We start from the raw sequence: 20,172 nt of genomic DNA on the forward strand, positions 1-20,172 counted from the left end.
GCCCCGGCAGCTCCCACGGGAGCTTTGGTCGCCGTAAGAGGTGGTCAGGCCAAGGTAAACGCACTCGCGTGTGAGGCCGCCAAGGCGGCTTTTCTGCACGAACTGGGAATGGCGTCTCAGGACCGCCCCGTGGTCATCGGTAAGCTTCAGTCGAACTTTGCCCGCCATTATCCCGCGGAGGCGTTGCGCACTCCTGCCACCGCCGATCATGGCGGCTGGAGTGTTGCTCCCCCGACCCTTGGGTCCGTCAAAGCCCTGCAAGCAGGACGTGACGAGGACCCTTGGGAGGTCTGTCCCGGGTTCGCACAGGTCTCTGCGGAACACGGCGTGAAACGCCATGTTCCCGAAGACCGCCCGAAGCAGCGCAAGAACGGCGACTTCGTTTCGATCATGCTCAGTATGAGCCTACCTGTCGTGAACCGGTCCGGCACCGAAGCCCTGATGACCGTAGAGTCGATCAGCGCGCCGGAAGCCGGCGGGCAGAAGCTCGTCCTTCTCCGCCGCTCAGGGAACGGCGCGTGGCGTGTCGTGGGTAGCGTTTTGACCGCGATCTCGTAGGTCTGGTCGTACGACTGTATCCCGCCTAGGTGCAAGATTGATGTGCTGTTCTCTTGCTGATCGGATGCCCTCCATGGGTCGGGTGCCGAAATGAGGGCCGCGCCTGAAACCGGACCTATGCCGGCGAACGGACCTGGCGAGGGTCTGTTCAGGGTGGGGAGCGGAAATTGAAGACCGCGCCGAAAGCTGACGTTGGATGACGCCGTCCGAAGCGGACGCTCCGGGTGGAACAAGACCGAACGCCTTGCGAATTCGCCTTAGCGGGGCGTGACGACCAAGCAGGGCTGTCGGTCTGCGGAGAGCGACTTACAAACTTTACGTGCCGTCTCTTCGTTCACGCCCAGAAACTGCGCACGAAACGTCCCTCCTGCCGATTCAACAAAATCGTCGGCCTCACCCAAAAGGCGGGCCACCTTCGATTTTACGATGCCTAGCTGAGTGCGGGCCAATGTCTGATTTCTGAACGATCCGACCTGAATGCCCCACGTTCCTGGGGCTGCGGGCTTTGCAGTAGCCTTTGACGCGCCGGGCCGCTGCGCACTACGCTGCGGCACATCAGTCATCGAAGGGGCAGAGATGTCCTGATCGCCCTCACTGTCCTCGACGGATGGCCGGACCATGGGACCTCTCGGATCGATGTCATAGAGATTGGCGGCGATCGTGGTCTTGTCGCCGTGGCTACGACGCTCAAGCACTTCAAAGCCGGTCAAAAGAAGATCTTCCATATTATTATCGCGCCACGCCGCCGAAGGACCGCCCAGGACGACGGCGATCAGCCGTCGCCCGCCACGAACGGCCGAGCCGGCAAGATTGTAGCCCGAAGCGTTGGTGAAGCCCGTCTTCAGCCCGTCAAAACCCGGCATGGTGTCCAGCAAACGCTTGTGCCCCGGCACGTAGGCGCCGCGGAAGGTGAAGCCCTTCAGCCCGAAGTAGGAATAGTATTGTGGAAAGTCCCGCATGATCGCACGGGACAAAATAGCCAGGTCTCTTGCAGAGCTGACGTTGCGACTGTCGGGCAATCCATGCGCGTTTACGAAGCGTGTATTGCTCATTCCCAGTTCTTGCCCTCGGAGCGTCATCAGCGCCGCGAACCGGGGCTCCGTGCCGGCCAGCCGTTCGGCCATGGCCACGGCCGCATCGTTCGCGGACTTGACGGACATCGCGCGGATGGCTTCATCAACGCTGATCGAGTCACCGGCCTGCACGCCCAACCGCGTTGCCGGTTGAGCGGCCGCATATTGCGAATAGACCACGCGATCAGTGAGCTTTAAACGTCCCTCGCTTAGCGCCTCGAACGTCAGATAAAGCGTCATTACTTTCGTGATGGAAGCGGGATATCGCGGGCTGTCAGCGTGCTGAGCATAAAGCACCTCTCCAGACGCAGCGTCGATCACAATCGCCGCGTAACGGGATTCCGTTGGAGACCGGGTTAGCAAAGGCGACGCGGCGAAGACCAAGGTCGGGGCCAGCCCGCCCCAAGCACAGCTGAGAACTACTGCAAGACCGGCCATCCGGCGCAGAAGGCGGTGAGTTCTGCTCATATTAAGCTGACCACAAGTCTATGCGTGAAAGATACAATGCCACTTAAGGTGGTTCGCGGGGCGTTTAAGTTCCGTAAAGCACGGCGACGTCAGAAACGCTCCAGCGCCGCATCTGGACCGAACACCCACTCCAAAAAGACCGGACGCAGATCTCGGCCACTGGCCGCTTCCATTGCCTTTTCCAGGTCGAGGCTGGTAACCGTCTTGCCGGCGTGGGCGCGGGTGTAACGTCGTAGGCCGGCCCAGAAGGCCTCTTCGCCCAGCGTGGTTCGCAGGTGGTCCATGAACAGCGCGCCCTTGCTGTACTGGATCGCGCGGCGTGTTCCGAGGTTTGGGTAGCGACCTTCCCAGGCCAAGGGCTTGTCGAACCCCGCGGCTCGGGCCTTCTCCAATCGCCCGCGCGCCACCGCCAGTTCCGCCTCATAGGCCGCGGGTCCGTAGCGATGCTCCTTCCAGGCGGCCGTCATGAACGTCGTGACGCCTTCGTTGAGCCAGAAGTCCTTCAACGTCGCGCTGGTGACGAGATTGCCCCACCACTGGTGGGCGAGTTCGTGCGCGATGGCCCAATTCTGGCTGGGTTCGTCCGCTCGCGTCGGCAGCGCCTCGACCCCAAGCACGGAATAGGACGCCGCCTCCTGAGCCTCGCGCCCCTCGACCAGGAGCTGGCTATACGCCGCGACCGGAAGCGGCGCGCCGGCCTTGTCGGCGAAGAAGCGGACGATCCCACCGGTCTCGGCGAACCGCTGCCTCAGTTCCCCCTCGTCGGCGACGTCGCTCAGATAGACAAGTCTAGCCGCCCGGACACGCGCGTCGACGCGCTCTTCGACGCGGGCGAACCGTCCTACCGCGAAGCCGAACAGATAGGCCGAATAGGGGCGGGGCGCCGTCCATCGGTGAATTTCACCGCCGTCGGAGGTTCGGATCCTGGCGACCCTCCGGCCGACCGACAGCGTGTCTATTCCGGCTGGGACCTTGAGCGCGAGCGAGAACGCGGCCTTGTCGCCGAACGTCTCCTGGGCGCAGATCATCCAGTCGCAGGCAAAATAGCTCGTGTAGAGCGACGTCGCCGAACCGGAGAGGCCGCGCGCGGGCCGGCCGTGATAGGTCAGCTCCAGCCTAACGGCGCGCCCCCGCGCCAGCGGCTCGGCGAGCCTGATCGAGAGCGCCTCTCCCCCGGTTTCGACGACCACGGGGACGCCGTCGAGCGTCGCGCTGTCGATGCTGAGCGCACTACCGGAGAAGGTGAGGCTCCGTAGCCGGTCTTTGGTCGTCCGCAACGTGATGACCTCACGGCCCGACAGGGTCCTGTTCTGGATGTCGGGCGTCAGCGCCAGGGCGTAGTGCGTGACGTCGAAGCCCTCGCCGGGTCTCTCGGCGCCGAGCGTGGATCCGGCCTGTAGTAACCAGGCGACCAGAACCAGGATGCTTGATGGGCGCACGTAGCCTATCCCGGCGTCTTAGGCGTCCCAGCGGGGACACAACGTTTGACGTACTCCTGGTGCGGCGGCAGGCCCACGGCCGCTCGGCGGGCTTCCAGCCCGCCGACGTCCTCGATCGCGACGACCGGCGTCCAGCCCGTCGGCAGGCAACGACCTTGCGTGCCGTATCTCTGCGGTCGGTTGTTCGCGGCCGCGACGCGATCGAACAGATAGGCGAAATTCAGGGGCTTGGTCTCTCCAGCGGCGACCAGGGGTTCCAGGAGCGTCAACACCTGACTCTGGAAATCAGGATCACGATCGGCGTGCTGGACCAACAGAAATGCCGCGCCGTCAGCGTCCGCGCCATGGGCGCTGATCTTGAACCAGCCCCGGGAGACGATGCGATCCCGAATCCAACGAAGGTTGTCGATTTCGACGCCGCACCCTTCGCTGGAGAGACGTTGAAAGGCGTAGGCAAGCGAAACATCGTTCAAGCCTGTCGCCCAACTTGCCTTCCGCATCGCTGCGGTGAAGATGCTCCGGTTGAGTTGATCACGAGCGGTCCGGCGGTACAGCTCGGCGATTTCCGGATCGGTCGCTGTCTTGGCCAAGGCGCCGAACCGGCTCGCTGATCTATAGGGGTCATCGACCGGCTGCCCATCGAGAACTTTGGCATGTTGGGCCTTGCCCAGCGCGATGGCCCGGGTCGCCGCCGCAAGGTCGACATCAGGCGTTGAACTGTTGGAGAGCTGGGCTTTCGCGGCCTGCTCCCTCTGGTCCGGAGTGCCGCAGTTGACGGACAAGAAAGGCGCTCCGGAAGAGGGCGTTTGCGCGAATCCCGCGCCGGCCGACAGCGAAATGACGGCAGCCAACAGAAACTTCACCTACGCCCCCCATCGATAACCTCTAGTTGCCAACCTTACCCCTTTGCGCGGTGCAATAACAACGAGGCGGCGAGCTCGTCCGGCTCAGCTGGCCGCGGCCTCTCCAGCTCTTGGGTAGAATACAGCGGCCCCTTCGCAGGTCCGCACCGGGTGGAAAGCGCTAATAGACGTTTCGGGCAGGCTTCAGTTTATTCGCCCTATCAGGGCACCGGCACAGGACGAGCGAGCCACATCCTATTTACACCGGCATCAATGATGACCAGATACCGCTGCAGCAGCCCATAACCTATGGACCCGTCTCCTTGCGAGATAGGCCAGGGCTTGATCGAAGCGGTGACATTGTCAGCTTGTATAGGGCCGAGCTTAACCTGCGGCAGTCGCTCGATCTGAACTTGAGTTGATTTGGTGTGGTCCGTGACGTCGCGGTTTCGCACCGACACGCCGCTGTTCACGCCCTCGCCAACGCGCGCCCAAGCTTCGGGCGTAAGGACCAGCATATCGTTGGAGCCGAGATCCACCTCCAGGCTGACCGGCCGGTCGTTGACCAGAACCTGAATGTGCGGCCTCTCGCCGCTTAGGTCGAAGGCTGGAATTGTGGGCGGCAGCCGTGCGCCGCCGCGTGGTCCAATTCGTAGCATTCGCCGCGCCGGATCGATGGCAAGCACGTTGATCCCGAAGAAATCGGCACCAAAAACAAAATCGATCTTCCTACCAACGATCTTAGAAAGGGCGGCCATATCCATCGTCGCCATTGCGGGCACTTCCGTCTCGAACGCACCGGGTACCGATAACGGGACCTTCGAGACGCGCCTCTTGGGCGCCGAACCATTTAGCGTAACGATGGTGCCATCGGGTGCGCCAACTTCGAGACCGGCAGCCCGCGCAAAGGCCTCATCCAATAAGCTTTGTTGCGCTCCATTATCGAGGATCGCCGACGCTTCTCGCCCCGCTACTGTGAGTTTGAAGACGATAACACCCTTCACGACTTCAAAAGGAACTGGACGCTCGGCCTCCCGCCCGGCGTAGCGCAGGATAATTTTCGCCCTCGGCAGGGGAATGGCCGAAAGCGAAGGAGGAGAAGGCGCTGAGGTCGTTAGTTGGGCCAGCGCTGCGGCAGCGAAGATCACAGTTGGAACTGGCATCTAGCGTTACCCCGTGGCTCATCCATAAAGCCTAGCCGACGTAGAACTGGTCGGGAAGAAGACCTTCCAAAGGTCCTAACAGGGTCGAAACCCGCCATCATCGTCCCGCCGACAAGCTGACCTTCAGATCGCCGCCGCGAGCCATTGTCCGTCTCGGGTGACACCGGCCCTTGTGGCGGAAACGGCGACGCTGGACGGGGTCAGGCCTTGGCCACTTCCACCGCATAGACGTGGTTGGCGCCGTGCATGTTGGAGGTGAACACGATCCATTTCTGGTCGGGCGTGAAGGTCAGGTTCGGCTCGAGGCGATAGTCGTGCGCCGACATGTCGACCAGCTTCTCACTGGCCATCTTGTCCACCGTGATCAGGTCCTGCGTGTAGTACTGGGTCGCCGCATCGCGGATGGTCTCGGGGCGGAAGGCGTAGAGCCATTTGCCGTCCTTGGCGTGGGCGACCATGTCCTCGTCGCCGCCGTCGCCGGCGAACAGCTGGCCGTCGGGGGCCACGTTGTAGTGCACCGACCACTCGTTCTGCTCGACCCGGCGATAGAGCTTCCTGCCGGTGGCGATCTCGTGGCCGGCGATCCAGAACACCTGGCCGCGCGGGGTCTGCAGGTCGTACCAGATCCATTGGCCGTCGGCCGAGAAGAACTCGTGGCCGGCGATCTCGAAGTTCATGGTCCGGGTGTGGATCTTGGTCAGGCCCGTGCCGTCGGTGCGGATCGTCCAGATGCGGTCGACCCTGTGCCAGGGGCCTTCGTGGCAGAACATCGCCAGGGTGGGATCGGTCGGCGAGAACTGGGCGTGGCCCAGCCAGCGGACGGACTTGTGGATCACCGTGCGCGCGCCGGTCTTCAGGTCGACGGTGAAGATCTCGGCCGGCACGTCGGTCTCGAAGCGCTCGGTCATCCGCACGCCCTTGGCCTTGGCGAAGGACAGCGGCTTGCCGTCCGGGCCCAGGGCCGCGTACTCGGCCTGGCCGAAGCGTTTGCGGTCGTCCTCGGTCCTGGGCTGCAGCGGCTTGGCGCCATAGGCCACCGAGCCCAGCAGCAGGGTCCCGTCGGCGTTGATCGAGTTGATCGCCCCGGCCGGGATCTGGGCGATCTTGCGGGTCTTCTTCGTATCGACGTCGATGGCGTAGATGGTCTTGGGCCGGTCGGTCGCCAGGCCCTCGCTCCCGTCGGCCATCTTGGGCGCGGTGACCGAATAGAGCACGTCGCGCGCGTGGCGGGTGGTGAACAGCAGGTCGGCGTCGGGACCCTTGACCAGCAGGGTCAGCTTGAAGGTCTTCAGGTCGCACAGCCAGATGCCGCCGGCGCTCTTCAGGACCAGCTTGTCGCCCTGCGGCGTGTAGCCGTTCTGGTGGAAATAGAGGTTCTGCGTGCCCGGCTCGTTGGACAGCCGCACGATGCGGTGGCCGGTCTTCGGGTCGATCCAGTCGCGCGGCGGCTCGGCGGAAGACGCGGCGGGCGCCAGAGCGGCCTGGCTCAGCGCCTGGCCCGGCGCGGCCACGGCGGCCGCCAGGGCCAGGGCGCCGCCGCCCAGGAACTGGCGGCGATGGGCCGAGATGGTCGCGTTCGACATGAAGCTGCTCCCGAGAAACTGGGCCGAAAGAAAAGGACCTGGAGCGGAGGACAGTCCGCTCCAGGCCAAAACGAGGAAGTGGGGGGAAGACTTCCTCAGTAGGTCCAGCGGACGCCGAGAATGATCTCGCGGCCGGTGTGGCGGTAGTCGTTCACGCGGTCGGCCACGTCGACATAGGCGTCGGTGTACTCGTCCGACAGGTTGATGCCCTCCAGCGTGACCGTGAGGTTGTCGCGGACCTTGTAGCTGGTCGAGAAGTCGTAATAGGTGCTGCCGTGGGTGCCGCCCTCGCTGTTGCCGTTCGAGCCCGGATAGCCGGTCAGGAAGCCCGAGCGCTTGGCGGCCGAGACGCGGGCGCTGAGCTTGTCGCGCTCGAAGTAGAGGGTGGCGTTGGCCGTGGTCTTCGACTGGCCGGTCAGCTTGTTGTAGTTCGGCGCGGCCTGGGTGCCGTAGTTCACGCTCGAGTCGACATAGGTGAAGTTGCCGATGAAGCCGAAGCCCTTCAGGGCCTCGGGCAGGAAGGTGAAGGGTTGCTGATACTGCAGCTCGACGCCCTTCAGGGTGCCGCCCGTGCCGTTGTAGGGGGTGGTGACGTCGAAGATGTCGCTGGGCGCGGCGCCGGCGCTGGTGATCAGGCTGGTGGGCAGGTTCAGCGAGCTGTAGACGGCCTGGGTCGTCTTGCTGGCGATGAAGCTGTCGATCTTCTTGTAGAACACCGCCACCGAGACCAGGGACTCCGGCGCGAAGTACCATTCGGCCGCCAGGTCGTAATTGGTGGCGCGGAACGGCTCCAGGTCGGGATTGCCGAAGTTGACCGTGCGGGTGGTGGCGCTGACCGAGCCGCCCGGCGTCAGGCTGCCCAGGGTGGGACGGGCCATGACCTTGGCGACGCCCAGGCGCAGCATCACGCCGTCGGTCGGCTCCAGCGACAGGTTCATCGACGGCAGCACGTCGGTATAGTCGTTCTTGGCGGTGATGTAGGTGGTGTTGACGAAGCCCTTCGACACCAGCTTGGTCCGGGCCACCCGGGCGCCGAAGTCGGCCTTCAGCGGCATGCCGCCCAGCACGGTGGCGTTGACGATCGCCTGGCCGAAGCCGCTGAGGTCGTCCTCGGCCACGTCGCGCGTGTCGCCCGACTGGACGATCAGCGGGTAGCTGAGCAGCTTGGTGTAGGCCAGGGCCTTGTCGATGTCGGCCACCACGTAAGAGCGGTCGCCGCCCGGGAACGGGAAGTCGCGGCCGAAGCGGACGACCTTGGCGAAGGCGCCGACGCCGACCACCTGGTTGGCGCCGGTCAGGGTCTGGTTGCGGCTCTTGTCGCGATACTTGACCACGTACTGCTGGGCGTTGACGCCGCCGCGCAGGGTCAGGTACTCGTCGACGTCATACTCCACCTCGCCGGTCGCGGTGCGCACGATGTTCAGCGCCGTGCTCTCGCGCGAGCGCATCTCGGTCAGGGTGAACAGCGCCGGATTGGCGACGTCGAAGCCGTAGTTGATGATCGGCGTGCGGTCGTTGGCGCGGGCGTCGTAGGTGTAGCCGTTGACGTCGTTGCGATCGAGCTGGAACGAGATCTGCTCGGGCATCGAATAGGCCGAGTTGGCCACGCCGATCCGGCCCTTGACCCGCAGACGGTCGCTGAAGTCGTGCTTTCCGGCCAGGCTCACCTGGGTGAACTTGGTGTGGTCGCGCTGGATGCCGTTCTCCGAACGAACGTCCACCTTGTCGAACACGCCGTAGGTGAAGGTGTTGCGGTCGTTGATCGCATAGTCGCGGACGATCGTGCTGCCCACGCCGGCGGCGTTGGAGCGGCTGAACGAGATGGCCTCCAGGTTGGGGCTCTCGGTGAACTGGTCGAGGTCCGAATACAGGACGTCCAGGTCGAACCGGGTCTTGTCCGACGGCTGCCACTGGGTCGAGAAGGTCAGGCCCAGGCGCTCGGAGTCGATCTTCGAGGCGGTGTAGCGCGGGATGCGCGGATAGAAGGCGTTCTGCACCTTGGCCAGCTCGGCCGGGCTGGTGCAGATCGTGCAGCCGGCGAAGTTGTCGGTGGCGTCGCGGCCCTGCCAGCGGGTGGTGTTGAAGCCTTCGGCCACCGGCTGGCGCTTGGAATAGGCCACCGAGGCCAGCACGCCGAAGGTCTGGTCCTCGTTGGCCCAGCTGACCAGGCCCGCCACGCGGGGCAGGATGCGGTCGGTGATGCTGTTGAGGCTGCCCTCGGCCGAGCCTGCCGCCTTGAAGCCCTTGTAGTCGAACGGACGGCCCGTCTGCAGGTCGACCGTGGCGCCCAGCGAGCCTTCCGGCGTGTCGGCCGACTGGGTCTTGCGCACGGTGATGCTGTTGAACAGCTCCGAGGCGAAGACGTTGAAGTCGAAGCCGCGGCTGCGGTTGCCGCCGCCCGTGGCGATGGCGTCGACGCCGTTGATGCGCACGCGGGTGAAGTCGGCGTTCAGGCCGCGCACGGTGATCTGGTGGCCCTCACCGCCGACCCGGTCGATGGTGACGCCCGGCAGGCGCTGGATGGCCTCGGCCAGGTTCTGGTCCGGGAAGGCCGCGATGTCCTCGGCCAGGATGGCGTCGACCGCGCCGATGCTGTCGCGCTTGACGTCCAGCGCCTTGCTGAGGCTGCTGCGGAAGCCCGTCACCACCAGTTCCTCGACCTGGGACGCTTCGTCGGCGGCCGGCGCGCCCGGGGCGGCGGTCGTCGACGACGTCTGGGCGACGGCTGCGCCGGCCAGGGTCATGGCCAGGGCCAAGGCGGAGGCGCCGGAGGCCAGCAGACGCGTTTTCAGGGTGGTCGAGATCATGCGGTTTCTCCCCGTACAAACCGGCTTGACACCGGTGTCTTGGCTGGAACCACGAGTCTCAAAATGTGGTACCACTTTCCATACCTTGCAACATCCGGCGAAAGTCTGCAACTCTGGTATTACCAATTCGACGCAGGTTGTGGCGTCCGGACAACTAAGTAAGAGCAAGGCTGCAATCATGCGACAAATGAAAGCCGTTGTATTTTCTGGGCTTCTTCTCAGCCTCATGGCCTCGACGGCCCTTGCGGACACCGCATCCGACTTGACCGCTTTTCCGGGCGCGGAAGGCTTTGGCCAATTTTCAAAGGGCGGGCGCGGCGGCCGGGTAATCAAGGTTACCAATCTGAACGACGCCGGACCGGGCTCGCTGCGGGCGGCCGTCGAGGCGGACGGGCCGCGGATCGTGGTGTTCGACGTGGGCGGCGTGATCCGCCTGAAGAGCGACCTGAAGATCGCCAACGACTTCATCACCATCGCCGGCCAGACCGCTCCGGGCTATGGGATCACCCTGCGCGACGGCCAGTTCCTGATCCACGCCAACCATGTGATCGTTCGCTACCTGCGCTCGCGGGTCGGCGACGAGGCCGGCAAGGAATATGATTCGATCTCGATCGGCGGCGGCTCGGACATCATCCTCGACCACATCTCGTCGGGCTGGTCGATCGACGAGAGCCTGTCGGTGACCCAGAAGGTCACCCCCGAGGTCAAGCGCCTGACCAATGTCACCGTGCAGTGGTCGCTGATCGCCGAAAGCCTGAACCACTCGATCCACGAGAAGGGCGAGCACGGCTATGGCAGCCTGATCCAGGGCTCCTACGGCGCCAAGTACAGCTTCCACCACAATCTGTGGGCCCACCACGAGGCCCGCATGCCGCGCATCGGCAACTACGCCGGGGCCAAGGACGACGCCGAGGGCATCGTCCTCGATTTCCGCGACAACGTCTTCTACAACTGGGGCCAGGGGGCCACGACGGACTTCTACAACTGGGAGCCCGGCGTCAGCCGCGGCTACGCCATGGACCCGTTCTACGGCCGCCCCGACAACGCCTCGCGGTTCGCGGCCGGCGAAGACCTCAACACCAACGCCAACACCCGCTCCAACTTCGTCAGCAACTACTACCTCCAGGGCGCCAACACCGGCGGCCCCCTGGCCCTCTACATCCGCAACAAGAGCGGCAGGACCTACTTCTCGGGCAACTGGATGGACGGCAAGCCGGTGGCCGACCAGAAAAGCCTGGTCCTGGCCTCGACCGCGGCGCCGGGCGAGCACGTCGTCGACCAGCCCTTCCCGTTCGGTCCGGTCGCGACCCAGTCCGCCGACGTGGCTTATCGCCTGGTGCTCGACAAGGCTGGCGCCTCCAAGGCCCGCGACCCGATCGACGCCCGGGTGGTCAAGAGCGTCCGCGACCGCACCGGCAAGATCATCAACAGCCAGAAGGAGGTCGGCGGCTGGTTCACCGCCTCCTCGACCGCCGCGCCCAAGGACGGCGACGGCGACGGCATGCCCGACGCCTGGGAGAAGGCCCGCAAGCTGAGCCCCAGAGACCCGTCCGACGCCGCCAAGGACCGCGACGGCGACGGCTACACCAACATCGAGGAGTATGTGAACGGCCTGGTGAAATAGACCCTGGCGCTCCGGAGCGGGGCAGCCGCTCCGGAGTCCCCGCCCCCGCTCAGGGCAGCCGCTTGAAGCCCTCGGCCCGCACGCGCCACTTGCCGTCCTTGGGAAAGCCCGGGGCCGGTCCGGTCGAACCGTCCCAGCCGCCGGCCATCATCGCCACGGCCGCCAGCAACGAGCCGTTGGACGGGAAATAGGTCTCGGCCGCCCGCGAATAGCCCGGTCCGTCCTGCCCGACCGGCGCCCCCGCCGGCGCGCCGGCTCCCGCCGAGGTCGGCACGAAGGCCTGGGCGTGGGCGTCCAGGTGCACGCGCGGGGTCATGCCGCTGAGGCCGAACTTGTTGTTCTTGGCGTCGAAGAACAGCCAGTCCACCGCCTTGTCCGGCTCGCCCAGGCGGGCGGCGGTCATGGCCACCATCGGATAGTCCCAGCCCCAGGTCTGGCGCAGGTCCCAGTCCCGCTCGACGGCCCGCAGGGTGCGCCGCATGGTCTCCCGGTCGACGCCCTTTCCGGGCAGCAGGCCATAGGCCATCAGGAACGAGGGGTGATCGCGGTTCAGGCACTTTTCCTCGACCGCGTGGCGCGAGCACTGGGCGCTCCCGGCCACGTCCCAGAAGTCGGGGGTGGACTCGGTCGGCAGGTAGAGGCCGTCCTTGGTGGCCAGGGGCGCCAGGCCCTTGATCACCGCGTCCCATTCGGGCTTGCGCGCCAGGCCCCGGCGTAGCCGCCACTGCTGCGCCGTCTCCAGGCCCCAGCGGTAGTATTCCAGCTCGAAGGCGGGGTTGAAGGTGGTCAGGGGGTCGTAGTTCTCCTGCACCGGGATGATCGGCGGGCCCAGCACGAAGCGGCCCTTGTCGTCGCGGTGCGGGAAGCTGGCCAGCAGGTCGGCGGTCTGTTCGACCAGTTCGCCGTACCGGGCCAGGGTGGCCTTGGTCGGCTTGTCGCGCCAGACCAACTCGGACATCCAGATCGGATGCGGCTGCTGCCACATGATGAACGGCGAGACCTTGCTGGGACTGTCCACCCCGTCGGGCCCGACCATCTTGGGCCACCAGGCGCCTTTCAGGCCGTGGCTGGCCGCCCGAGCCTGGGCGTCCTTCAGGTGGCCCAGGTACCAGGGCAGGCTGCGCTCCAGATATTCAGGCCGGTTCCACAGCGCGAAATGCGCCGCGTGCCAGGGGTGCATCTCGAGATGGAACTTGCCGTTCCAGCTGTTGGAGAACAGCCCCTCCTCCTGCGGCGGGACCTCGCCGGCGGCGTTCAGGGCCATCAGGTACTGGGACAGCACCACCCGGCGCTCCAGTTCGGCGGCGCGGGGATCGGTGCTGCCGCTAAAATCGACCGCCGCGCCCTGCGTCCAATAGGTCTTCCAGTGGTCGCGCACGGCCTGGTCGGCGATAGCCTGCGCCGGCAAGGCCGGCAGGGCGGCGCGGGAGAAGGCGACCTCCAGCCCCAGCGTCCGCCCCTTGGCCCTGGGCGCCACCTTGAAGCCGTGCGGCCCGTCCGGCGTGAAGCTGACGGCCTGATCGGCCTGCAGCGCCGCGAAATAGCGGGTCTGGTCGATCTGGCGGGCCAGGCTCAGCGTCTTGGCGCCCTCGCCGGTCACCTTCGTCAGGTGACCGCCGGGGCTGGACCAGTCGGACGGATCGGGATTGAGCGACTTCGACACGCCCGGGAACTTCACCGACAGGCCCAGACGGCCCTGCGCCACCAGGGCTGAATCGACGTCGACCACGATCATGTCCAGCGTCGGATGCACCCGGGTGCGCACCGTCACCGCCTCGCCGTCATAGACGAACCTGCTGGTCAGGACGCCGGTCCATAGGTCCAAGGTCTGGTCGGTCTGGGTGAGGTCCGCGAACTTGGCGGGCTGGCCGTCCTTGGCGCGCAGGTCCAGCGCCACGCAGCCCAGCGAGAAACGGTGGGGATTCTCGCGCAGCCAGGCCAGGGCCGGCCGGGTCGCGGCCTCGTTCCAGTCCTTCATGTAGGCGTAGGGCTGCTGGGTCCCGCGCACGTCGATCGGCGTGGTCCCGTCGGCATAGGTGTAGCCGTTGGGGTTGGGGAAGCTGTGCCAGGCCCACTGGGCCTCGGTCAGCAGCGGCGCGATCTTGGAATAGGCCTCCGGAAAGGTCTGCAGGCCTGTGATGTCGGCCGTGAAGCCGATCTGGCCGTTGCCGACCATCAGCGGCGCGGAGGGATCGACCCTGGTCAGCCGGATGTCGTGACGGCTGACCAGGGCGTGGCGGTCGATCGGCTGGGCCAGCCCCGGGCCGCCCAGGGCGATGGCCGCCAGGCCGGCCAGTAGCGCGCGTCGCATCGTTTCTCTCCCAAACTGAAAGCGGAGACCATCGGCGCCGCCCCGAACGCCGCCCCAGCGCGTCGGCCGGACGGTTCGGTTCGCGCGCTCGATTGACGCTCATGGTTCCATTCTGTAGGAATGTTTCTCATATTGTGAAAGTTCACCGCAAGCCTTCTTGTGCCTGGACGGACGTTCAGCGTCGGGGGAATCATCGTCATGGCCGGATCGAGCGTCGCGTGAGCGCCTACGCCAATCCCTATCTTGGCCGCTTCTCCGGCCGCACGGCGGTGGTCACCGGCGGGGCCTCGGGCCTGGGCAAGGCCGTGGCCGCGCGGATCGTCGCCGAGGGCGGCCAGGTCTCGCTCTGGGACCTGGACGCCGAGGGCCTGAAGGCCGCCGCCGCCGAGGTCGGGGCGGTCCACACCGTGGCCCTGGACGTCTCCGACGAGGCCGCCGTCCTGGCCGCGGGCCAGGCCGCCCACCAGGCCCTGGGCCGCATCGACGTGCTGGTCGCCTCGGCCGGCATCACCGGCGCCACCGCTCCGGTCCACGACTATCCCACCGACAGCTGGAAGCGGGTCTTCGACATCAACGTCAACGGCGTGTTCTACTGCTGCAAGGCCGTGGCCCCGTTCATGCTGGCCAACGGCTATGGCCGCATCGTCAACGTCGCCTCGGTGGCCGGCAAGGAAGGCAATCCCAACGCCGGCGCCTATTCGGCCTCGAAAGCCGCGGTGATCGGCCTGACCAAGTCCCTGGCCAAGGAACTGGCGACCCAGGGCGTGATCGCCAACAGCCTGACCCCGGCCACCTTCGAAAGCCCGATCCTGGAGCAGCTGCCGCCCAGTCAGGTCGCGTACATGAAGGGCAAGATCCCCATGGGCCGCCTGGGCGAGGTGCATGAAAGCGCCGCCATGGTCTGCTTCATGGCGTCCGAGGAATGCAGCTTCACCACCGGCGCCACCTTCGACACCTCCGGCGGCCGCACCACGTTCTGACCGGTCGCGACCTGGAAGACCAGGCGATCCAAAAGGGAGACGACACCATGGGCGATCAGCCGATCCGCCGGACGCGAACCGCGAAGGGATCCCGCGCATGACCCCCAATCCCCTGCTCGGCGTCCTCTTCCACTGGTTGGGCGGCCTGTCGTCGGCCAGCTTCTACGTGCCCTATCGCGGCGTGCGCCGCTGGTCGTGGGAGATCTTCTGGCTGACCGGCGGCATCTTCAGCTGGCTGCTCGCCCCATGGCTGTTCGCGGCCATCCAGACCGAGAACCTGATGGGCGTGATGGCCCAGGTTCCGCCCAAGACCGTCGGGCTGTGCGTGATGTTCGGGGTGTTGTGGGGCTTCGGCGGCCTGACCTACGGCCTGACCATGCGCTATCTGGGCCTGTCGCTGGGCATGGCCGTGGTGCTGGGCCTGTGCACGGTGTTCGGCACCCTGATCCCGCCGCTGGTCCAGGGCGACTTCGCCGACAAGCTCCTGGCCACCGCCTCGGGCCGGATCATCCTGCTGGGCCTGATCGTCACCCTGGCCGGCATCGTCGTCGTGGCCTGGGCCGGCGCCAAGAAGGACGGCGACCTGTCGCCGGAGCAGAAGAAGAAGGCCGTCGCCGAGTTCGACTTCAAGAAGGGCATCGCCGTGGCGGTGTTCTCGGGGATCATGTCGGCCTGTTTCGCCTTCGGCCTGTCGGCCGGCGAGCCGGTCAAGGCGCTGTCGGCGGCGGCCGGCACCGGCCCGCTGTGGACCGGCCTGCCGACCCTGTGCCTGGTGATGTTCGGCGGCCTGATCACCAACGGCCTGTGGTGCGCCTGGCTGATCTTCAAGAACCGCAGCGCCGGCCAGTGGCTGGGCGCCGTCAGCCCGGTGGAGGCGGCCGACAAGCCGCAGACCGCGGCCCTGAAGCGCTCGCCCCTGCTGGCCAACTACCTGCTGTGCGCGGTGGCCGGCACCGCCTGGTACTTCCAGTTCTTCTTCTACACGATGGGCGAGAGCCAGATGGGCCGGTTCGGCTTCTCCAGCTGGACCCTGCACATGGCCTCGATCATCATCTTCGGCACCCTGTGGGGCTTCGCCTTCCGCGAATGGAAGGACGCCCGGCCCAAGGTCAAGGCCATGGTCTGGACCGGCGTCGCCCTGCTGGTCGGGGCGACCGTGATCATCGGCTACGGCAACCAGCTGGCCGCCTGAGCTTAACGGATCGAAGACGACCGGCCCGCGCCTCCAGGCGCGGGCCGGTTTCGTTTCACGCAGCCGTCAGTCGACGATCGCACTGGCCTCGCGCACCGCGGGCGCGTCGACGCCGCGCGCCAGCAGGCTGGTGCGGCGGCTATAGGCCAGATAGACGACCAGGCCGACGACGTTCCAGATCACGAACCGGATCAGGGTCGCCGACGGCAGGCTGATCATGAAATAGAGGCAGCCGACCACCGCCAGCGGCCCGACGATCCAGGCCGCAGGGCAACGGAACAGCCGCGGCAGGTCCGGTCGGCGCACGCGCAGCACCATCAGGCACACCGCCACGCAGATGAAGGCCAGCAGCGTGCCGGCGTTGGACAGTTCGGCGATCTGGTCCAGCGGCAGGAACCCGCCGACCGCCGCCACGACGGCGCCGGTGATCAAGGTCAGGGTGACGGGCGCGCCGCTCTTGGGATGCAGCCGGCCCATGCCGCGCGGCAGCAGGCCGTCGCGCGCCATGACGAAGAACACTCGGGTCTGGCCAAACATCATCACCAGGATGACGCTGGGCAGGGCGATGATGGCCGCGGCGGCGATGCCGAAGGCGGCCGCCGGATGGCCCAGGCCGCGCAGGATGAAGGCCAGCGGCTCGCTCGACCGGGCGAACTCGGCATAGGGCCAGGCCCCGACCGCGCAGGCGGCCACCAGCATGTAGATCGCCGTGCAGATCACCATCGAGCCGATGATGCCGATGGTCAGGTCCCGCTTGGGGTTCTTGACCTCCTCGGCCGAGGTCGAGACCGCGTCGAAGCCGAAGAAGGCGAAGAACACGATGGCGGCGGCGGCCATCACGCCGCGCGGATGCCCCGCCTCGGTGTGGGCGGCGAAGCCGTAGGGCATGAACGGCGTGAAGTTGTGCGCCTTGATCACCGTGAAGGTCAGGCCGACGAACACCGCCAGGGCGACGATCTTGATCACCACCAGGCCGATGTTGAGCGTGGCGCTCTCGCGCGCGCCCTTGGCCAGCAGGGCGGTCACGGCGACGGTGATCAGCACGGCCGGCAGGTTGATGATCCCGCCCGCGTGCGGTCCGGCCAGGATCTGCGGCGGCAGGTGGACGCCGACGCTTTGCAGCAGGCCGACCATGTAGCCCGACCAGCCGACGGCCACGGCCGCGCAGGTGACGGCGTATTCCAGCACCAGGCTCCAGCCGACGATCCAGGCCAGGCCCTCGCCCAGCACCGCATAGGCGTAGGTGTAAGCGCTGCCGGCGGCCGGGATCAGGGTCGCGACCTCGGCATAGGCCAGGGCCGCGAACACGCACAGGACGCCGCAGGCGGCGAAGGCCAGGATCACCGCCGGGCCGGCCCGCTCGGCGCCGATGCCGGTCAAGGTGTAGATGCCCGTGCCAATGATGGCGCCGATGCCCAGGGCCAGCAGGTGCGGCCACGACAGGGTCGGCTTCAGCCGGCGGTCGGCCTCCACCGAGACGATCGCGTCGAGCGCCTTGCGGCGGGTCCAGAAGTTCATGCGATTACCCCCAGGGTGGTCTTTGACGGGCCGGAGACGACCGGCCGGGATGATGAGGAAACGGACCTCACGACGCACCGAACGGCGCGTCGATCGACGGCGAGGGCTCGGTGAACCAGGCCGCCCCGTCCTCGGTGACGTGGAAATGGTCCTCCAGCCGCACGCCGAAGCGATCGGGGATGACGATCATCGGCTCGTTGGAAAAGCACATGCCCGGCGCGAGGCGCGTCGTGTCGCCGCGCACCAGGTAGGGTCCCTCGTGGATCGAAAGGCCGATGCCGTGGCCGGTGCGATGGGGTAGGCCCGGCAGCACGTAGTCAGGGCCCAGGCCGTGGCGTTGCAGAACCTGGCGCGCGGTCTCGTCGATGACCTCGCAGGGCACGCCGGGCCGCACGGCGGCGAAGGCGGCGGCCTGGGCCTCATGCTCGATGTCCCAGATCCGCCGGTGCTCGTCGCCCGGTTCGCCGAACACGTAGGTGCGGGTGATGTCGGCGTTGTAGCCCTCGACCTGGCAGCCGGTGTCGATCAGCACCAGCTGGCCCTCCCCCAGCGCCTGGTCGCCCGGCAGGCCGTGCGGATAGGCGGTGGCCCGGCCAAACTGCACGGCGCAGAAGGTCGAGCCGCCGTCGGCGCCGGCGGCGCGATGGGCGGTGTCGATGAACCGCTTGACGGCGCTGGCGGCGATCCCCGGGACGAGGATCGCGGCGGCGCGCCGGTGGACGTCCAGGGTGATGGCCTTGGCGTAGCGCATCAGGGCCAGTTCGGCTGGCGACTTGACGCCCCGGCAGCCGTCGATCACCGGCGTGGCGTCGACGGCTCGCAGCGACGGCGCGGCCTTGTCCAGGGCGCTGAACAGCGAGAACGGCGCGGCCGGGTCCAGCGCCAGGACGTCGGCGCCGATTTCAGCCAGCGCCCGGGCCGTCAGGACGGCGGGGCTGTCGTGCTCCTGCCACAGCCGGATGTCGGCCTCGATCTTCAGGTCGGCTTGCAGCGACCCCAGCTCGAAGGCCGGGCAGATCATGATCGGCCGTCCCTTGCGCGGCAGCAGCAGGGCCACCAGCCGCTCGGTCGCGCCCCACGGCACGCCGGTGAAGTAGCGCAGGCTGGCTCCGGCCCCGACCAGCAAGGCGTCGCCGCCCAGCGCCGCCGTCAACGCCCGGGCCCGTTCCAGCCTCGCCTGGTATTCGGCGGCGGCGATGGCCGGCGGCCGTCCGGGGCGAGGCGACAAGCCCGCCAGCTGCAGGTCCATGGTCGAGCCGCCGACGCCCAGGGTCATGCCGCGTTCCTCTTGCGTAGGTCGCGCCCTCGCGCGAACCGGTCCAGGTCAAAGGGGGTCAGGTCGACCGCCGGAGTCGCGCCGCCCATCAGGGCCGCGACCAGTTCCCCGGTCACCGCCGCCAGGGTCAGGCCCAGATGCTGGTGACCGAAGGCGTAGTAAAGGTTGTCGGCCCGCCGGCTGGCGCCGATGGCCGGAAGATAGTCAGGCAGGGTCGGCCGGGCGCCCATCCATTCGGCGACGGGGCCCTCCATCCGCACGCCCAGTTCGGCCAGGTGACGACGCAGGCGCGCCCACTTGCGGGGATCGGGGGGCGAGGATTCGCGGCCGAACTCCACGAAGCTGGCGGCCCGCAGCCGGTCGCCGAACCGGGTAAGGATCAGCGAACGGTCCTCGAACACCACCGGCGGCAGGTCGCCCCAATGGTCCGCCCCGCCTTCCAGATGATAGCCGCGCTCGGCGATCACCGGGGCGACATGGCCCAGGTCGCGCAGCAAGGCGCCCGATCCCACACCGCCGGCGACCAGCACCCGCTCCGGCGTCAGCCGCTGGCCGTCCTCGAGCAGCACCTCGATCCGGCGGCCGACCACGCTCAGCTGCACGGCGCGACCGGTCCGGCGCTGACCGCCCAAGGCCGTGAACGCGTCGTCCAGCAAGCCCAGGACCAGGGCGGGATCGCGCACCTGGCCCGTATTCTCGAACTGCGCGCCGCCGGCGACGGGCGCTGCGATCCATTGTCGCACCTGCCGCGCCAGCGGGTCGGACAGGGGGCTGACCCGCGCCTGGCCGATATCGGCGACGCGCCAGGCCTCAAGGCCCGCGCGCGCGGTCTCCGGGCTTTCCCAGACGACGAGGTGGCCGCGTTCGACCAGCAGATCCGGACGGTCCAGGCTGGCGGTCAGGCGACGCCAGGCCGGCAGGGCTTCTTGCAGCAGGCTCTTCAGCGCCTGCCTGCCGTGAGCGGCGCCCGCCGGGGTGGAGGCCCTGACGAAACGCGCCGCCCACGGGCCCCAGGCGGCGATGTCGGCCAGGCGAAAATCCAGGGGGCCGCCCAGCGGGAACAGCCGCCCGAACGCCGAGGTCAGGGCGGCGGGCGACGCCAGGGGCTCGACCTGCTCCACCGCGATATGGCCGGCGTTGCCATAGGAGGCCGGGCGGGACGGGCCTTGCGGATCGAGCGCCAGCACCGTCTCGCCGGCCCGGCGTAGGGCCAAGGCGCAGGCCTTGCCGACCACGCCGCCGCCAATCACCAATGTTCCGGCCGCCTGTCCCACCTGGGCTTTACCTCTGCATCGCCATTTCGTATACCGTAGACGAAGCAGTTAGAGGTGCAAGCCG

Annotated in this window: 14 protein-coding genes; 4 read left to right on the forward strand and 10 right to left on the reverse strand. The window is 67.1% G+C overall.

Features of this window, described 5'->3' with window-relative positions; translation table 11 throughout:
• The first annotated feature begins 129 nt into the window (after window positions 1–129).
• Entirely contained in the window at window positions 130–558 is a 429-nt protein-coding gene (locus G3M57_RS19410) for a hypothetical protein (RefSeq protein WP_163232445.1), read from the forward strand.
• Between the two features lie 257 nt (window positions 559–815).
• On the opposite strand, the gene G3M57_RS19415 is transcribed toward G3M57_RS19410, so the two are convergent.
• The 6 genes from G3M57_RS19415 to G3M57_RS19440 form a co-directional block, all read right to left on the reverse strand.
• On the reverse strand, window positions 816–2,099 hold the full coding sequence (locus tag G3M57_RS19415) for a serine hydrolase (RefSeq protein WP_163232447.1): 1,284 nt from the start codon (window positions 2,097–2,099) through the stop codon (window positions 816–818).
• A gap of 89 nt (window positions 2,100–2,188) precedes the next feature.
• Window positions 2,189–3,538: a M1 family metallopeptidase gene (locus tag G3M57_RS19420; RefSeq protein WP_208789629.1), complete on the reverse strand. Its 1,350-nt coding sequence runs from the start codon at window positions 3,536–3,538 to the stop codon at window positions 2,189–2,191.
• 5 nt (window positions 3,539–3,543) lie between these two features.
• Window positions 3,544–4,401: a DUF6624 domain-containing protein gene (locus tag G3M57_RS19425; protein ID WP_163232449.1), complete on the reverse strand. Its 858-nt coding sequence runs from the start codon at window positions 4,399–4,401 to the stop codon at window positions 3,544–3,546.
• Between the two features lie 200 nt (window positions 4,402–4,601).
• Complete coding sequence (locus G3M57_RS19430; protein ID WP_163232451.1) at window positions 4,602–5,543, reverse strand: pepsin/retropepsin-like aspartic protease family protein; 942 nt, start codon at window positions 5,541–5,543, stop codon at window positions 4,602–4,604.
• 200 nt (window positions 5,544–5,743) lie between these two features.
• Window positions 5,744–7,126 carry an oligogalacturonate lyase family protein gene (locus G3M57_RS19435; protein ID WP_163232452.1) on the reverse strand — a complete coding sequence of 461 codons (1,383 nt, stop codon included), beginning with the start codon at window positions 7,124–7,126 and terminating at the stop codon, window positions 5,744–5,746.
• A 95-nt stretch (window positions 7,127–7,221) separates the two neighbouring features.
• Window positions 7,222–9,933 (reverse strand): TonB-dependent receptor, encoded by a 2,712-nt coding sequence (locus tag G3M57_RS19440; RefSeq protein ID WP_163232454.1) that lies wholly within the window; start codon window positions 9,931–9,933, stop codon window positions 7,222–7,224.
• Window positions 9,934–10,195: 262 nt separating this feature from the next.
• On the opposite strand from G3M57_RS19440, the gene G3M57_RS19445 reads away from it, so the two are divergent.
• Window positions 10,196–11,557 (forward strand): pectate lyase family protein, encoded by a 1,362-nt coding sequence (locus G3M57_RS19445; protein ID WP_230983685.1) that lies wholly within the window; start codon window positions 10,196–10,198, stop codon window positions 11,555–11,557.
• Between the two features lie 49 nt (window positions 11,558–11,606).
• On the opposite strand, the gene G3M57_RS19450 is transcribed toward G3M57_RS19445, so the two are convergent.
• Window positions 11,607–13,868 (reverse strand): hypothetical protein, encoded by a 2,262-nt coding sequence (locus tag G3M57_RS19450; protein ID WP_163232458.1) that lies wholly within the window; start codon window positions 13,866–13,868, stop codon window positions 11,607–11,609.
• 218 nt (window positions 13,869–14,086) lie between these two features.
• Between G3M57_RS19450 and G3M57_RS19455 the strand changes: the two genes are divergently transcribed.
• Window positions 14,087–14,848 carry an SDR family NAD(P)-dependent oxidoreductase gene (locus G3M57_RS19455; RefSeq protein WP_230983686.1) on the forward strand — a complete coding sequence of 254 codons (762 nt, stop codon included), beginning with the start codon at window positions 14,087–14,089 and terminating at the stop codon, window positions 14,846–14,848.
• Between the two features lie 97 nt (window positions 14,849–14,945).
• On the forward strand, window positions 14,946–16,040 hold the full coding sequence (gene rhaT, locus G3M57_RS19460; RefSeq protein ID WP_163232460.1) for an L-rhamnose/proton symporter RhaT: 1,095 nt from the start codon (window positions 14,946–14,948) through the stop codon (window positions 16,038–16,040).
• Between the two features lie 66 nt (window positions 16,041–16,106).
• Here the strand turns inward: rhaT and G3M57_RS19465 are convergent, their stop codons facing one another.
• From G3M57_RS19465 to G3M57_RS19475, 3 genes are all read right to left on the reverse strand, one after another.
• Window positions 16,107–17,558: an amino acid permease gene (locus tag G3M57_RS19465; protein WP_163232462.1), complete on the reverse strand. Its 1,452-nt coding sequence runs from the start codon at window positions 17,556–17,558 to the stop codon at window positions 16,107–16,109.
• Window positions 17,559–17,625: 67 nt separating this feature from the next.
• A complete protein-coding gene (locus G3M57_RS19470; RefSeq protein WP_163232464.1) occupies window positions 17,626–18,834 on the reverse strand; it encodes a M24 family metallopeptidase in 1,209 nt (402 codons plus the stop codon).
• Window positions 18,831–20,108, reverse strand: coding sequence for an NAD(P)/FAD-dependent oxidoreductase (locus G3M57_RS19475; protein ID WP_230983687.1), 1,278 nt, complete (start codon window positions 20,106–20,108; stop codon window positions 18,831–18,833). Before G3M57_RS19475 ends, G3M57_RS19470 begins: the two co-directional genes overlap by 4 nt.
• Between the last annotated feature and the right edge of the window lie 64 nt (window positions 20,109–20,172).

Origin of the sequence: Caulobacter rhizosphaerae, from assembly GCF_010977555.1 — a bacterium.
Taxonomy (GTDB): Bacteria; Pseudomonadota; Alphaproteobacteria; order Caulobacterales; family Caulobacteraceae; genus Caulobacter; species Caulobacter rhizosphaerae.

Excerpts from the sequence above, each read along its gene's own strand:
- G3M57_RS19415 (WP_163232447.1), bottom strand. The coding sequence starts at position 2,099 with ATGAGCAGAACTCACCGCCTTCTGCGCCGGATGGCCGGTCTTGCAGTA.
- G3M57_RS19430 (WP_163232451.1), bottom strand. The coding sequence starts at position 5,543 with ATGCCAGTTCCAACTGTGATCTTCGCTGCCGCAGCGCTGGCCCAACTA.
- G3M57_RS19435 (WP_163232452.1), bottom strand. The coding sequence starts at position 7,126 with ATGTCGAACGCGACCATCTCGGCCCATCGCCGCCAGTTCCTGGGCGGC.
- G3M57_RS19440 (WP_163232454.1), bottom strand. The coding sequence starts at position 9,933 with ATGATCTCGACCACCCTGAAAACGCGTCTGCTGGCCTCCGGCGCCTCC.
- G3M57_RS19450 (WP_163232458.1), bottom strand. The coding sequence starts at position 13,868 with ATGCGACGCGCGCTACTGGCCGGCCTGGCGGCCATCGCCCTGGGCGGC.
- rhaT (WP_163232460.1), top strand. The coding sequence starts at position 14,946 with ATGACCCCCAATCCCCTGCTCGGCGTCCTCTTCCACTGGTTGGGCGGC.
- G3M57_RS19465 (WP_163232462.1), bottom strand. The coding sequence starts at position 17,558 with ATGAACTTCTGGACCCGCCGCAAGGCGCTCGACGCGATCGTCTCGGTG.
- G3M57_RS19470 (WP_163232464.1), bottom strand. The coding sequence starts at position 18,834 with ATGACCCTGGGCGTCGGCGGCTCGACCATGGACCTGCAGCTGGCGGGC.